This is a genomic window from Paenibacillus sp. NPDC058898 (assembly GCF_049316025.1).
In the GTDB taxonomy this organism is placed as follows: domain Bacteria; phylum Bacillota; class Bacilli; order Paenibacillales; family Paenibacillaceae; genus Paenibacillus_AQ.
Genome location: NZ_JBMOSM010000003.1, coordinates 1 through 16,072 on the forward strand (window position 1 = coordinate 1; position 16,072 = coordinate 16,072).

Sequence of the window (16,072 nt, forward strand, 5' to 3'; positions counted from 1 at the left end):
ATATCAGGAAAGCCCAAGCCTCGAAGTTTATACTTCCTGATATCTAAAGAAAAACGTCTATCGACGTACTTTCTCGGAAGACAGACCGCGGTTAAAGGAAGTTTTTCTTGCGATATCAGGAAGGCCCAAGCCTCGAAGTTTATACTTCCTGATATCTTTACAAAAGCCGCGGGATATATTCCAGCGGCTTCTTTTCCTTTTATTTTTTGGCCATATATTTGCGAATATCAAATGCGACCGCTGCTACGATAATAAGCCCTTTAATGATCAATTGCCAGTAGGGGCTGACGCCGATAAAGGTTAATCCGTAATTGATGACACCGAAGATAAGAACCCCGGCCATCACGCCTGGCACCGTGCCGATGCCTCCCGCAGTGGATACCCCGCCAACCACGCATGCGGCAATCGCATCCAGTTCATACATATTGCCGTAGTTATTCGTCGCGCCCCCGGTTCTCGCAGCCTCCAGTACACCGGCGATGCCATACAACGCACCGGAAATCGCGTAGATCGCTATAAGATTGCGGGCTACATTGATCCCCGATACATGCGCCGCTTGCACGTTGCCGCCGATGGCATACATGTTTTTGCCGAGCCGGGTTTTGTTGAATATGACCCAGCAGATGAACGCAACGAAGACGGCGATAATGACGATGTAAGGGAGTGAATATCCGCCGCCGAAGTCAATGTAGCCGCTGCCCCACACGGTAAAGTCCGGTCTCAAGCCGCCAATCGGCTGGGATTGGTTCGGCTCCATATCAAAATAGATGGAATTGATGCCGTAAATGCCGACCATCGTACCGAGCGTGGCTATGAATGGCGGCACATGCAGTTTAGCTACAATGAAACCATTGATTAACCCAACGACAAGCCCCGCTAATATACCGATAAGAATCGGCAATACAACCGATACTTGGGGCAGGTCCGGGAAGAAGCGGTTTGCGTATACATCCGTTTGCAGCATGGAAGCCGATACAACCGCCGTTAATCCGACAACGCGTCCTGCGGAGAGGTCAACCCCGCCGGTGATCAGAATGAACGCCGCACCAAGGGCGATAATTAATCGGGTGGAGGATTGCTGCAAAATATCCCGTAGCGTGGAGAAGGCCAGAAAATTGGGATCTGCGACTGCAATCCCGACAACAAGTAATATCAATACTACAAATATGGCGCGCTGCGCCAAATAATCTTTCACCTTACCGATGGTTTGCGTATTCATCGACTTCCCCTCCCGAATCAGCTGACCGCTGCTGTGCGGCAAGCCGCATGATTTCCTCTTCGCTTGCTTCCTGCCCTGCGAGAATTCCCGTCAGCCGCCCTTCGCTCATCACCATGATTCGGTCGGACATTCCGAGCAGCTCGGGCATTTCGGAGGAAATCATAATAATGCTCTTTCCTTGCTTGGCTAACTGCGTAATGATCGAATAAATCTCAAACTTAGCGCCTACATCGATTCCACGTGTCGGCTCATCCAGCAGAAGGATTTCAGGCTCGGTCAGAAGCCACCTTGCCAGCAGCACCTTCTGCTGATTGCCACCCGACAGGTTCCGTATCTGGGTATGGACCGATGGCGTTTTGGTTCTCAACTGCTCCACGTTCGTTCGCGCATCCTCGATTCCTCTGCGTTCATTTAACAGGAACGCGAAGTTTTGATACTTGCGAAGATTGGCAATGACGGTATTCTCATAGACCGAGAGAACCGGGAATATGCCAGTAACTCTGCGCTCTTCCGTCAGCAGCGCCATGTTGTTTTTCTTGGCATCAGAGGGTGATTTGATCTTTACCGGTTTCCCGTTAATCGAGATGGTTCCGGATGCCACCGGACGAAGCCCGAATATAGCTTCAACCAGTTCCGTTCGCTGTGCACCGACAAGGCCGCCAATGCCCAGGATCTCTCCCCGTCTTAGCTCGAAGGATACATTCTGAAACGATTTCGGATTCGTGGAACTTAATTGGTGGACCTGCATCCGGGTTTCGCCGGGAACGTTCGTCCGTTCAGGATAGCGCTCCGTCAAGTCCCGCCCCACCATACGGGTGATAATCAAATCGGTCGTCAGCTCGCCGGCTTGCCAGGTTCCCACATACTTCCCATCGCGCATGATCGTCACGTCATCGGATATGCGCAAAATCTCTTCCATTTTGTGCGAGATGTAGACAATCGACACGCCTTGCGAACGCAGCCTGTTCATGATGCTGAACAGATGCTCCACCTCATTCCCGGTCAGCGATGAGGTCGGTTCGTCCATGACAATCACCTTGGAGTGATAGGACACGGCTTTGACAATCTCAAGCGATTGGATCTTGGATACAGAAAGCGCTCCTGTTCTTGCCCTGGGATCAATATCGATACCGAGCTCGCGAAACAGGCGGAGCGTATCTTCTGCCATCTGTTTCTCATTCACGAATTTCAAAGGCCAGAAGCCCGTCATCGGAAATCTTCCAAGCCATATATTCTCCATCACGTTGCGATGCGGCACGGGATGAAGTTCCTGATGGATCATGGATATTCCATGATTCAGTGCGTCCTTGGAGCTGTTGATGGCTGCCTTGCTGCCGTTTAAATAAATATCACCTTCATCAGGCTTGTATATGCCGAATAAACATTTCATCAACGTTGATTTACCTGCCCCGTTCTCGCCCATAAGAGCATGCACGGTGCCTGGTCTCACCTTGAATGTTACGTCGTTTAGCGCCTGAACGCCGGGAAACGCCTTCGATATATTCCGCATCTCCAGCACATACGGTTCCATCACCTTCGGGATACCTCCTTCGCTAGCCGGATCGAAAAAAGCCGAATATAAAGGGACAACGCTTCGATTAGCCGCTGCCCCTTCCTATAACCCTGCTATTATTTCGCGTCGGCGATATTGTCCTTCGTTATTTTTTTGTAAGCGATCCATACGTATTTGCCGTCGGTAATATCAAATCCGGTGTTGTCCTTGTTCGGCGTTTCCCCTTTGGATAGTGCTGCGGCAATCGCAACAGAAGCTTTGCCCTGGCTCTTGGCATCATTAAGCACGGTGCCGAGAAGCGTGCCATCTTCCAGCGCCTGAATAGCCGGAGCTGTCGCATCTACGCCTACGACCGGCATATATTTGTCGCCGCTGAAATAACCCGCTGCTTTCAATGCCTCAATAGCGCCGAGCGCCATATCGTCATTGTTGGCCAGAACCGCTTCAATCTTGTCGCCATGGGATGCAAGGAAGGCTTGCATCTTTTCCTGTCCTTTCACGCGGTCCCACATAGCGGTATCCACCGCTAGCGCTTCGACTTCGATCCCCGCATCTTGAATCGCCTGTACGGAGAATTTGGTCCTCAGCTCGGCATCCTGATGACCCGGCTCACCCTGCAGCAAGACATACTGCAGCTTACCATCCCCGTTCTTGTCCGCCTTCGGATTGGCCTTCCAATAATCGACAATAAGCTGACCCGAAATCGTTCCGGATTCCTCCGCTTTCGCCCCTACGTAATACACCTTATCCCATTTGTTCATGTCTTCCGCGATCGGCTCCCGATTCAAGAAGACCACTGGTGTATTCGCAGTTTTAGCCTTATCGATAATGACACCGGCCGCCGTCCGGTCCACCGGGTTGATAATCATGGAGCTGTATTTCTTTGAAATAAACAGATCGATTTTCTCATTTTGAGTTGGCTGCGCATTTTGGCTATCCACGATATCCAGTTTGGCTACGCCATTCGCTGCATCGGACATCGCATTCCGAACGCCTGTCATGAACGTGTCGTCAAACTTATAAATCGCCACCCCGACTTGAGGGGTGCTGCCACCCGCCGCTTCACTTCCCTTGCTATCGCTGCCGGTTGAACTGCTCCCGCCGTTATTGCATGCCGCCGTGGTCAGCATCATGCCAGCCATAAGGATTATCAGCCATTTTTTCTTCACCTGGGTTGACCTCCCTTGTTTCATTCGAATTTTCAGTGACGGGTACGGCATTTATATGCCATATCTCACTGTCTACCGCCATTATGCCGCAATGCTCCTGACATTCAAATTCAAAATCCTCATGCTTTCTAGCAAAATTCTCATCACTTTACTTCTAAGCATCGCATCTTCTTTACTTCACAAATGGAAATAGCACCTTCTGATTATCCATCCAGAACATGTTGTCGGCATCAATTACCTTGGTCTCAAGCACAATCGGCTTGTCATATTTCGAACCATCTAAGACCTTCACGGCCTGTTCTACTCCCAGATAACCCGTGCTGAACCCGTTCTGCACAACGAGCTTATGAAGGATGCCATCCTGCAGAAGCTGAAGCTGCTCCAGATCACTTCCGAAGGTGACAATCTTGATCTTCCCCTGAACTTTCCTTCTCGCGACTTCTTTGGCCGCTCCCAAGGAAGCCTGAATATCAAGTGCCAGAATCCCGTCGACCGATTCCCGGTCCAGCAGCTGCTTGGCTGCCTGCCAGCATGCATCTTCACGTTTGCCGCACGCAGCTCCGTCCGCGATTTGAATCCCGCTCATTTCCGACAGTACACTTTTGGCGCCCTCTTCGCGGGCCATTAGGTCGGGATCCTCCCTGTCGGATCGAAGTATGGCGATAACACCCCGACCTTCAAGTAAGTCAGCCAGCTGCTCACCCGCCTTGCGTCCGGCCACCTCATTATTGATTGCAATGGCGGACAGGACACCTGTGGTCATTCGCTCATCATTCAAAGCGATGACGGGGACATCAGCCGCTGATGCCTGATCCCCTAATTTCTGCAGTACGGCTTCGGATGCCGGATCAATCAAAATCGCGGAGGAGCCTTTCTCCAGCACCTTCAATGCAGCTTGCAGTTGCTCCGCTTCATCGTCACTTGGCTCCAGCGGGATATAATCGAGCACCAATCCGTTTTCCTTGGCAGCCGCCTCAGCGCCTAATCGAATGGCATCCCCCTGCTCTTCGGCGTGTATGGGAGCCACGAGGGCAATATGCCGGAGTTCGGTTTCATTCTCATCCATGGTTGCGCCTGATGAACAAGATGTTAATAGGATCAAGGATAGGATAAGCACAACGAGACAGCCCTTAGGTACAACCGGTATCCGTACCACATGATGAATTCTAATCATTCTCCCGCCCCTCCCCCTTGTCGTGAATGACCGGAATCCGTATGCGAACAGTCGTGCCCACTTCGAGCTCGCTCTCAAATTCCAGACCGTAACGATGCCCATAATACAATTGGATGCGGTCATGAACATTTCGAACGGCCACACCAGAGCCTGCCGTATTGATAAATGGAGCCGGATTTTGACGCAGCGCTTCAACCTCCAATATCCTTTCAACCATCGCGGGAGACATTCCGACTCCATTGTCCTTCACCGTCATCTCCAATAGGTCGCCTTTGATAGCAGCCGTTATGTGAATATGTCCATGATCCACCATATACTCGATGCCATGTACGATGGCATTCTCAATTAAGGGCTGAAGCACCAGCTTTAATGTGTAACAAGACTGCGCTGCTTCATCCGCTTCGATCATAAAATCGAATTTCTGTTTATATCTCATCTGTTGGATGGTCAAATAATGCCTTGCATGTTCCAACTCCTCACGGACGCTTATCGATGTTTTTCCTTTACTCAAGCTCAAACGAAACAGCTTTGACAAGGAAGTAATCATCGTAATGACCTCCTCCTTCTTGCTCATGCCTACCATACGGACAACCGAATTCAACGTATTATATAAAAAATGCGGGTTGATCTGAGCCTGCAGAGCTTCCAGCTCGTATCTACGCTTCGATTCCTGCTCCTTCACAATCTGCTTCATGAGCTGCCTGATCTTATCCAGCATCAGATTGAAGCGGCTGGACAACTGTACCACTTCCAGCGGCCCCTGCATCGGGAGCTCCACATTGAAATCGCCCCGTTCCACTGCCTTCATCGTTCTGCCCATCCGGCGGATCGGGCGGGTCAGCATAGCCGAGAGAATTAGGGAGACCACGATGGCTAGCACCAGAACAATCGCCACAACCTGAACCAGATAACGATTGACCTCTTCTCTTGTTGTCATGATTTCATCCAAATAGGAAACCCCAACGATTTTCCATCCGATATTAACGACCGACTTCACCGTATTCAGCCGCTTGACTCCATCCGATTCATCAATGTAACTGTCCGAAGAAGTAAGTGCCCGTTCTACGCTCTCATTCCGAAGCCCCATGTAAATTAACTGCTGCTGGGGATGATACACGATGTTTCCCGCTCCTTCATCGATGATGTACGCATACCCTCGCTTCCCCAGGCTGATGCGGCTGCTCAGCTCATCGATCTTCTTGAAGTTGATATCCACCAGCAGAATGACATACGTCGGCTCTCCGTTATGAACAACCGTAATTCCTTTGCTCATCGTGACCACCCATTTAAATGTATGGTCGTACAAATTCTGCACATGCGGCAGCGAGAAGCTCAGATGGTCGGAGACTCTCATGGCCGAGTGAAACCAGCTCTGCTCCGTCACCCGGGCGCTGGGCTTAACCGGCATGGCCGGGTGGTTCCTCAGCATATCGCCCTGTTCATTAAATAAAGCGATGGAGACAATGTCATCCCGACTTCGCATGATGGTGTTCAGCTGTTGAGTCACCTGCTCATCGTCCCATTGCCCGTCCGCGAGCATATTTTCCTCAATGGCCCGATACAGCTGTGCCATCCCGTCCACATAATCCTCGAGATTATAGCTGACTTGATCCACGATTTGCTGGGCATTCAAAAACACGCTTTGCTCCGCCGATCGCGAGAATTTATTGAACAACAGAACAGCTACCACGATCACGATAAGCAGAATAAATGCCGAGAAGGACCACATGATGATCGATTGAATGCTGTGTGCGCGAAATCGCCTAACCCACCGCTGAATGGTTGGTTTAAACGAGTCCCGCTTAGCATACGTGATTTTCACCGAGTTTTACCCCCTCGCTTGTGTCCGGTATTCCTTGGGTGAGATGCCGACCTGCTTCTTGAAGCAGAAGCTGAAATAATTCGGATCTGCAAATCCGACACGCTCCGCGATTTCGAACGCTTTAAGTTCCGATGATCGAAGAAGCTCTTTGGCCGTTTCCATCCGAAGCTGCATCAAATACTGCACGTAGGTCATTTTGACTTCTCTTTTGAACACAGCGCTAAAATAGCCTGTACTGATATGAAGCTGCACGCACAGCTTCTGCAGCGATAGCTCCGAGTCACCGTAATGCTCCCGGGTATATTGGAGTGCCTTCTCCACGATGTCTTTGTACGCATGCTGCCTGGAGCTGGCGATATGCTTGCGTATAGTCAAACAGACATCCTGAAGCCAGGCTTTAGCCTCCTGCAATCCGGAAAACTTGAAAATCTCCGCATGCAGCTGAGACCCTGCGCCGAACAACACCTCGATCTCAATCCCGGATTCTTGAGCCGATCTCAATATAGCCGTTACAACCTCCAAAAGGTATACCTGAACGTCCTGAATGGTACAGGAGGCACCCATGAGCTCATCAAATATGTGCGAGATTGCTTCAGTTAATTCCTCTTCCGTTCCGAGTTTTAGACTGCGCATCAGCGCTTGCTCCTTTAATTCATCCAGACGAACTCCCTCCGGTCTCGGGCGCTCAACATCATCAATGAAGATGACTTTCTCGGCACCAAGAATCAATCGGTAGTCGAGCGCCAGCAGCGCATCCTGATAGGAATACTTAAGGTCGGACAGACTCCGCACCATAGAGCCCACTCCAATCGTAACCGGGAGCTTCAAATAATGAAGAATGCTTTTTAACAAGCGGTCAAGTGTCACCTGCAGCTCGCTAAACCACATTTCGTCTTCGCTCTCGTCATTCATAATCAACAGCACAATGCTGTCCTGATATATGAATACGCTTACAAAAAATTCAGGATCCAGAAGCTCCTTAGCAATGTTCAGCATGGCATGCAGCATTAAATCCAAGTCTCCCGAATGGCGAAGGGAAGTTGAGGACGTATGCTCCTTATCTACAGATGCGGGATATAATGCCATAACGGCAGCCAGGTAACTCCCCCCATTCAAAGACAAACCGTAATTTCGAGTCTTCTCCTCTATGATCGAGCGGGGCAATTTCCGGGTGAGCAGAGACGCAAAAAACGATTCCCGAAGCAAAGGCAGGCTCGTGCGGTAATGCTCCTTCAACTGGCGCACATCCTCACGCTGCGCAACCTCCATATCGATCTTGTCTTTGATCTTCCCCAATAGCTCCGTGAAGCTTTCGGCAGAGAATGGCTTCAGCAAATACTCGTCCACGCTGAGCGTAATCGCTTGACGGGCATAATCAAATTCATCGTATCCGGTTAAGATCACGATTTTGCACAGCGGCTGAAACTCTCTGAGCCACGAGGCCAGCTGGAGCCCATCCTGAAACGGCATACTGATATCGGTAATGACGACATCCGGCTCCAATCGTTCCGCAAGCTCCATCGCCTCTTTCCCGTTCTCCGCCGTTCCCTCGATCGTAAATCCGCAGGCTCCCCACTGGATTTCCTGCACGAGTCCCTCCCTAACATCGGCTTCATCGTCCACTAACAGCACTTTATACAAGGCAACCTCTCCTGTTCTAATCTGTCAAATTAGTTAAAAGAATCTAATGTGATCTTACCCCGGCGCATCCAAATTTGGAATGCATCTTTTTTCAAGCTTGATGAAGCAAAAAAAGAACGAATGCATGGCTCTTGAACAACAGAATGATTTCTGTTCATTAAGTCATGATTCGTTCTGATTTCAATTGTGTAAAAATCCTTACGCCTGAACAGGTACGGAGACGGGTTTAGCAGGCGCGCTTAATCTTTTAATGCTCAAGTAATAGGCAATGCCGAGCGGAATGACGGCTCCGAGCCAAGCCAGCGGATTTGCCAGGCTTGCGCCGAGGAACCCGATCTGCGCGGTCAGGAAGATGGCTGCCAGTACCCGCATAATCAGTTCCATAATGCCGGCTACGGTTGGGATAAAGCTCTGCCCCAGTCCCTGCAGCGTGAAGCGATAGATGAACAACAGCGACAGCAGCAAATAGGTGCTGCCGTTCGATAAGAAATACAGCCTGCTAAGGGTCAGCAATTCTTCCTCTCCTTGACCAACAAAGAGGCTGACGGCTGCAGGACCCGCAAATATAACCAGCAAGCCCACGGCGAGGCTGAAGGATCCCGAGACCCATATGCATTGTTTAACTCCAAGCTTGATTCGGTCTATGCGATTCGCTCCGAAGTTCTGGGCAGCAAAAGTCGCCATCGTAATGCCAAAGGAACTCATGGGTTGCGTAGCAAGCATGTCAATCTTCTGAGCTGCCGTATATGCGGCTACGGCCGTTGCCCCGAGACCGTTAAGCGTAATCTGTAGTATGATGGCTCCAATCGCAATGATGGAGGCTTGGAAGCCCATCGGAAAACCGACCCACATATGCTTGCGTATAAATGTCCAATCGATGGACCAATCGGCATTCTTAAACTGCAGAAGCGGAACCTTTTTGTGAATGTATAATAAGCAGAGCAGGCAGGAGAACAGCTGCGATACCACCGTAGCAAGCCCCGCTCCGGCTACTCCCATCTTGAATACGAGAATAAATAACAGATCAAGTACGATGTTCAGAATGCTTGCGACCACCAAGAAGAGAAGCGGCGTCCGGCTGTCCCCAAGTGCTCTGAGCAGGTTAGCCAGCAAGTTGAACAGAACGGCTGCGCCAACACCCCAGTTAATGACGATTAAATACGAATAAGCATCATCCAAGATTTCTGCTGGAGTGTTCATCATGACGAGAACAGGCCTCGTGAATATGACACTCACAATGGTAAGGAACACCGTGAATATAAGACTAATCCATATACTTGTTCCCACGCTTTTTCGAACGCCCGCGATATCCTTAGCGCCAAAGCGCTGCGTCGTTATGATGGACAAACCTGCCGTCAAGCCTTGGGCAAAGCCAATGACAAAAAACAAAATACTGCCCGTCGAGCCCACAGCCGCAAGTGCGTTCACACCAATGGTCCGCCCCACGATCAGGGTATCCGCCATATTATAAAATTGTTGAAAAATATTTCCGATCAAAAGCGGTATCGTAAACATAATGATCAGCCTGATCGGACTTCCTTGCGTCATGTCTCTCATGTAGATTCTCCTATGCCGTCCTTAAACGTTCCTCTTTATATTTAATTGATATTATAATGCTTTAAATATGCCTATAGAGCATCGCATTAAGAACATTATAATGGGTGAGGGTCGTTTGTATTCTTGTGTATCTTATCATGAAAGAACATAAATTTCTGCATATTTATCATCAAAACTAAAACAAGAACAGGTTATCAGCATTTGAACCGTTTGTAGCCGATTTTGATCCATGATCTTTCCATAACAGAAGAGGCCAACCGGTTATTCCGGTTGACCTTTTCAACATAATATAATGAGCTATATCAATGGAATCCCGATGATTTATGCTTCTTCAACAGCAAGCTTATCCAAAGCCAGCTTCGCACGCGAACGGGCTTCCCCCACTGTGCCGGCGGTTGACAACGCAACTGCGATCCGTCTTCCGATCTTGGTCACCGGTTTCCCAAAAATGCGCAGCTGCGTATTCGGAACAGCCAGTGCTTGCTCGGCGCCGGTAACTGTATAATTCTCCAGCTCTCTCGCCGCTTTTAGCGGACGGCTGGCTCCTGGCGTTATCAATTCGATCTCCGGGATCGGAAACCCAAGAATGGCACGGACGTGAAGCGCGAATTCAGATAAATTTTGCGTGACCAGTGTAACCAACCCGGTATCATGCGGTCGCGGAGACACCTCGCTAAAATACACTTTATCCTCAGTCAGGAACAATTCAACCCCAAACAATCCATAACCGCCAAGCTCATCGGTAATCTTCCTTGCAATATTTTTAGCTTCCTCGATTTGCTCTTCCGACATATTGTGTGGCTGCCAGGATTCGATATAGTCCCCGCTCTCCTGAATATGTCCGATTGGCGCACAGAAGCTTGTTCCATTGACGGAACGAACGGTCAGAAGCGTGATCTCCGACTGGAATATAATGAATTCCTCAATGATCACTCTTCCGTTCTGCACACGGCCGCCCTCCATGGCGATGTTCCAGCAGGACTCGATATCTCCTTCGCAGCGGCATACGCTCTGGCCTTTACCTGAGGAGCTCATCAGAGGTTTAATTACACATGGAAACCCCATTTCCAGAACAGCCTGTTTAAACTCCTCATAAGTATCGGCAAATCGATAGCCCGCAGTAGGCAGCCCTAACTCCTCTGAAGCTAACCGGCGAATCCCTTCTCGGTCCATCGTAAGCTTTGCAGCTCTGGCAGTAGGAATAACCCGGTACCCCTCTTCCTCCAGCTTAACCAGTTCCGAGGTAGCCAGCGCCTCGATCTCAGGTACGATCAGGTCCGGCTTCTCCTGCTCAATGATTGCGCGCAGTTTCTCCCCATCCAGCATATCGATGACATGGCTATGATCGGCAATCTGCATGGCAGGAGCGTCGGCATAACGATCGACGGCTATGGTTTCCACACCCAGTCTCTGTGCTTCAATCACGACTTCTTTTCCCAGTTCTCCCGAACCTAGCAGCAGTATTTTCTTCGTTTTTAACATCGTTGTTTTATCCCCTTTTCGTAGTTTCAGAGACTTATAGAATCAGAAAATAATAAAGAGGTAAGGGAAATAAGCTTCCCCTACCTCTGCCCAGGCGTACGGCCGTTGTCATCTATGTGCTCCCTCATGGTCCCCCATGCTGCGCCAGTCACACATAAACCTATACATTGTTATTTAAATCATACTGAATCTTCCCGTTAATTGCAATATCACCATAAGGCGACATTAGGATTTAGACTTCAACATATCGATCGCATCCTTCAGCGATTGAGAAAACCACTTCTTGGGGTGAATAACCAACTGAATGTCCAGTCGAATGTCGGAATGCGCAAAGGGAAGAATCGCAAGCTCACCACGTTTGATTTCCTCCTCTGCTACCATCTTCGGCAATAATGAGATGCCCGTACCGGACATCACATATCTCTTGATTGCCTCCGGATTGCCCAATTCCAGGCCTATTCGCATTGGAACTCCGCTAGCACGCAGCGCCTTTTCCAACATCATGCGGTAATTACAACTATCCTCGGGCATAATCCATTCGGCATCAGCCAGGTGTTCTAGCTCTATGACAGGTTTAACAAGAAGCGGATGATTCGGATGGGCAATCAGCAGAAGGGGCTCTTCCCGAATGGCGATCCAATTCAAGGAGGAGTCCTCTGGTTTTCTATCCAAAATAAGACCGAGATCATACTCGCCCTCTCTCACCTTACTGATAATGCTATCTTCACGATCCGGTTGTATGCGGATGACAAGATCTTCATGCCTTTGTTTCAGCTGGTGAATGACGGACGGAAGAAAATAAGCGGCCAGCGAGTCTATCGTTCCGATCGATAAGGTGCCTCCGCCTTGCATGGTCAGCTTTTCCTTCGACTGCTGGAACAGATCCAGCATTTGAACGGCATACTTAAGCAGCTCCTCGCCGGACTTCGTCAGGCGCAAGCCTCTGCCATAACGTTCAAACAGCTTGACGCCATATTCCTTCTCCAGCTTCTGAATCTGGGTGGTTACGCTGGATTGAGCATAACCCAACTCATTCGCGGCTTTCGTAAAACTCTGGCGAATCGCAACCTCCCTGAAGGTTTGCAGGTAGATGAGTTCCATCGCTATCTCATTATCAATAATATTGATAGTAATTATCTATTATTATAGATAACTCCGATCTTAATTCCCATGTTAAAGTATAGCCATCACTCATGAATTGGAGGAAAGGTTATGTTGAGTCAGCAAGAACTGCATGGCATTTTTGTTCCTGTGATCACTCCCTTTTTACAGGATTACGAACTGGATCTTCCTTCTTATCATCATTATTTGAAGAGTTTGTTATCCTACGATATTCAGGGATTGGTCATCAACGGAACGACCGGTGAAGCGCCGACAGTTGCTTGGGAGGAAGTCGTGCAGGTTGTGGAGGAAACGCGGGGGAGTTTGGGCGGACGGCTATTGCCGCTCATCATTGGTACAGGTACGAACGATACGGTATCCAGCTTAAAGCGAACGGAACTGGCAGGCCATATCGGTGCTGATGCCGTATTGGTCGTCACGCCGTATTACAGTCGCCCTTCGATCGATGGCATTCTGCAGCATTTCCGAAGGGTCGCCGAGGTCGGGATCCCGGTAATTCTGTACGAAGTTCCATCGCGTACTGGAATCCGGTTACCGGTTGATGTCATAAGAAGAATCATGGAGATCCCCGGCGTGATCGGGATGAAAGATAGCACTGAGAGTACGGAGCACATGAGAAGCCTATCTCATTACGATACGAAGCCCGTTCTATGCGGCAACGATGTCCTCTTTCATGAAATGCTGGTTCATGGAGCCTCTGGTGGAATATTGGCATCGGCCAATGTGAATACCGAGGTTTTCATTCGGGTGTTTCAATTAGCTGCCCAAGGAGATTACTCTCGATCCGAAATGGAGTTCGAAGGCCTGCTTCCCTACATTCGTAAGCTGTTTGAAGAATCCAATCCCGCTCCGCTAAAATGGTTGCTTGCCAAGCAGGGTATCATCTCATCGGACACCCTTCGACTGCCTATGGGACCCATTACGGAAAAGCTTAAGCTATCTTTAGATCACGCAATTCAACAACTGAAAAACACCGACTTCTCGGTGTAACCTGCTTTCTCCTCGAGAACGGCTAGGCGTACTCGCTGCCTTGCCATTCTTAAGCTGAAAGATTCATATTATGGGGCATGCACACTTTCAATTCAGGACAATTGTGATAGATGATGCAGATATTTATGCAAAAGTATGAAATTCCTGCTTAGATCTATCGCTTTAAAGGATTGATGAATGATTTCGACCCACTTATAATATGGGTACATTCAATCCTCCCAAAATTTTGAAAGGAGATTTGCAGTGCTGCCCTATTCCAGCCCTAATCATGATTTTGCCTTTGAACAATCTGTAATCGGAATGGCAATGGTATCGCTTGATGGAACGATTCTCAATGTGAATTCGGCACTATGTGATCTATTGGGATACACACAGCAGGAGCTAACTGCCGGGGCGCCGCAAGAAGAAAACAGCTTCCGCGAATTATTCAATCAAGTGGTTCAGAACACGAGTGCCGCTCAAGATCATCAGCAATCCATAACCCAGTTTGAATATATTTACCACCATCCATCCGATCGTGAAGTGTACCTGAGTGTACGTATCAGCGTTAAGCAGGACCTCGAGCAAAGTCGCCGTGACTATTTGGTACAATTCGAAGATCGAACCTTGCTGAGACAACTAATGAAGCAGCTTGAGCTGAAGGAACAAAAGCTTAATGAGGATGAAAATTCATTTCTGCAGCTTTTGGAGGGGCTTCCCCTCTCCGTATTCATAACCAAGAAAAGCATTGTGCACTATGTTAATTCAGCGGCACTCAGGCTTATTAACGCAGCTCATCCCCGTGACATCCTGGGGATATCAACTGATGTGATCGTTGACGTATCATACCATAACGAGCTATTCAAACGAAGGGCAAGGTATGCCGAAAGTGGAGAGATCGGAAGCGTCAATTATCTGATACGCTGTCTGGACGGACAAGAGAAAATGGTCAACGGGTTCACGTTAATCATAAATTATGAAGGCGAGAAAGCGGCGGTCGGGATCTTCAAAGACATCACAGAGCAGCTGATGGAAGAGGATCGCGTGATGCAATCCGAGAAGCTGACTACCGCCGGCCAGTTAGCCGCCGGCATTGCCCATGAAATTCGGAATCCATTAACTTCGATTAATGGATTCGTGAAGTTGCTGCGCTCCGCGGAGCGCAGCAACGAGCTTTATTTTGAAATCATTGAATCGGAGCTCAAACGCATCGAGCTCATTGTCAATGAACTCCTGGTGCTCTCGAAACCGCAGGGCGTTCACATCAGCGGACCCATCGACGTGTTTGCCATTATGGAACAGATCATTACGCTAATGAAGGTTCAAGCTGCCCTCAAAAATATCGAGATCATCTCTCATTATCCGAGGGTTCCGGTCTTCGTTCAGGGTGAAGTAAACCAGCTCAAGCAAGTATTCATCAATCTGCTAAAAAATGCCATGGAAGCGATGAATCAAGGTGGTACCATTACCTTAGACATTTTGCACAATTCTCAAGAGGTTCAAATTATCGTGCAGGATGAAGGGGTTGGAATGACGCAGGAGCAGATCCAATCTCTGGGACAGCCCTTTGTTACGACCAAAGACACCGGGACAGGACTCGGAATGATGATTACCAAGAACATTATTCATAATCATGGCGGAACGATGAACGTAGAGAGCATACCTGATCACGGGACAACCTTTACGATCCATTTACCGGCTTTATAACGCATACATATTATCGGAATGGTGCAGCTAGTTGATAACCGACATAATAAAAGACTTCTCTGATTAAAAAAGGGACTTTGCTTCTCAGGCTCTGATACGCACTCCGGGATGCGGGTGAAGGATTGGCTTCCAGCCCCAAATCTTCTACCATCATCATCGCCCGCTTCATATGCAGCGGGTCACTTACAATAAGGTAGGAGGACAGCCCTGCTGAATCTCCTACCTTATTGGCATAATGCAGATTTTGCTCGGTGATCCTCGAAGCCGTTTCGATAAGGATATCGCTCTCTGGAACACCATGCTCGATGGCATACTGCCTGGCGACTTCCGATTCAGCAAGTTCATCATCCGAACTACGTCCACCTGTAAATATCAGCTTGTTTACGTACTGACGGTCATACAGCCATAGTGCATGATCAATGCGTCCCTGAAAAACAGGCGAAGGCTCTCCTTCCCATACTGCAGCCCCCAGCACTATTGCTGCATCAGCCGGGATATTTACTATTCTTTGTGCGTAGTTCCAAATCGTGCTGCCCACATATATCGTATAAATCAGCAGGATTCCCATTAGTCCCAGCATAACTCGAATCACGATACCCTTTCTTCTGCCCCCAGTTTCCCTCGCGGGCATATTTCGCATCATGTTGCACCTCCAACGCCCACTCTTAATCTAGCTAAGTCATCCGTTCTAAGCAAG

General features: G+C 49.0%; 12 protein-coding genes and 1 riboswitch. Of the genes, 2 read left to right on the forward strand and 10 right to left on the reverse strand.

From position 1 onward, the window contains the following. Window positions 1-199 precede the first annotated feature (199 nt). The 9 genes from mglC to ACOZB4_RS08505 form a co-directional block, all read right to left on the reverse strand. A complete protein-coding gene (mglC, locus tag ACOZB4_RS08465) occupies window positions 200-1,219 on the reverse strand; it encodes a galactose/methyl galactoside ABC transporter permease MglC (protein ID WP_379413817.1) in 1,020 nt (339 codons plus the stop codon). Beyond that, window positions 1,197-2,750, reverse strand: coding sequence for a sugar ABC transporter ATP-binding protein (locus ACOZB4_RS08470; RefSeq protein ID WP_379413844.1), 1,554 nt, complete (start codon window positions 2,748-2,750; stop codon window positions 1,197-1,199). The genes mglC and ACOZB4_RS08470 overlap by 23 nt, the downstream gene beginning before the upstream one ends. Before the next feature lie 98 nt (window positions 2,751-2,848). Beyond that, window positions 2,849-3,874: a galactose ABC transporter substrate-binding protein gene (locus ACOZB4_RS08475; protein ID WP_372238789.1), complete on the reverse strand. Its 1,026-nt coding sequence runs from the start codon at window positions 3,872-3,874 to the stop codon at window positions 2,849-2,851. A gap of 199 nt (window positions 3,875-4,073) precedes the next feature. Next, the gene (locus tag ACOZB4_RS08480) at window positions 4,074-5,075 is read right to left on the reverse strand and encodes a substrate-binding domain-containing protein (RefSeq protein ID WP_379413814.1); all 1,002 of its coding nucleotides are present in this window, start codon (window positions 5,073-5,075) and stop codon (window positions 4,074-4,076) included. Continuing rightward, the gene (locus tag ACOZB4_RS08485; protein WP_379413812.1) at window positions 5,068-6,897 is read right to left on the reverse strand and encodes a cache domain-containing sensor histidine kinase; all 1,830 of its coding nucleotides are present in this window, start codon (window positions 6,895-6,897) and stop codon (window positions 5,068-5,070) included. Before ACOZB4_RS08485 ends, ACOZB4_RS08480 begins: the two co-directional genes overlap by 8 nt. Window positions 6,898-6,903: 6 nt before the next feature. Further along, window positions 6,904-8,538 carry a response regulator gene (locus ACOZB4_RS08490; RefSeq protein ID WP_379413809.1) on the reverse strand — a complete coding sequence of 545 codons (1,635 nt, stop codon included), beginning with the start codon at window positions 8,536-8,538 and terminating at the stop codon, window positions 6,904-6,906. Window positions 8,539-8,736: 198 nt separating this feature from the next. Then, window positions 8,737-10,095 (reverse strand): MATE family efflux transporter, encoded by a 1,359-nt coding sequence (locus ACOZB4_RS08495; protein WP_379413807.1) that lies wholly within the window; start codon window positions 10,093-10,095, stop codon window positions 8,737-8,739. Window positions 10,096-10,416: 321 nt separating this feature from the next. After that, the gene (gene purT / locus ACOZB4_RS08500; RefSeq protein WP_379413803.1) at window positions 10,417-11,577 is read right to left on the reverse strand and encodes a phosphoribosylglycinamide formyltransferase 2; all 1,161 of its coding nucleotides are present in this window, start codon (window positions 11,575-11,577) and stop codon (window positions 10,417-10,419) included. Between the two features lie 81 nt (window positions 11,578-11,658). Continuing rightward, a riboswitch (ZMP/ZTP riboswitch) is annotated at window positions 11,659-11,739 on the reverse strand. Window positions 11,740-11,802: 63 nt separating this feature from the next. Then, the gene (locus ACOZB4_RS08505; RefSeq protein WP_379413801.1) at window positions 11,803-12,678 is read right to left on the reverse strand and encodes a LysR family transcriptional regulator; all 876 of its coding nucleotides are present in this window, start codon (window positions 12,676-12,678) and stop codon (window positions 11,803-11,805) included. 111 nt (window positions 12,679-12,789) lie between these two features. Between ACOZB4_RS08505 and dapA the strand changes: the two genes are divergently transcribed. Both dapA and ACOZB4_RS08515 read left to right on the forward strand, forming a co-directional pair. Then, window positions 12,790-13,689: a 4-hydroxy-tetrahydrodipicolinate synthase gene (dapA, locus tag ACOZB4_RS08510; RefSeq protein WP_379413798.1), complete on the forward strand. Its 900-nt coding sequence runs from the start codon at window positions 12,790-12,792 to the stop codon at window positions 13,687-13,689. Between the two features lie 243 nt (window positions 13,690-13,932). After that, entirely contained in the window at window positions 13,933-15,375 is a 1,443-nt protein-coding gene (locus ACOZB4_RS08515; RefSeq protein ID WP_422759525.1) for an ATP-binding protein, read from the forward strand. A gap of 10 nt (window positions 15,376-15,385) precedes the next feature. Here ACOZB4_RS08515 and ACOZB4_RS08520 read toward each other — a convergent pair whose 3' ends face one another. Then, window positions 15,386-16,018, reverse strand: coding sequence for a YdcF family protein (locus ACOZB4_RS08520; RefSeq protein ID WP_379413790.1), 633 nt, complete (start codon window positions 16,016-16,018; stop codon window positions 15,386-15,388). Window positions 16,019-16,072: the final 54 nt, after the last annotated feature.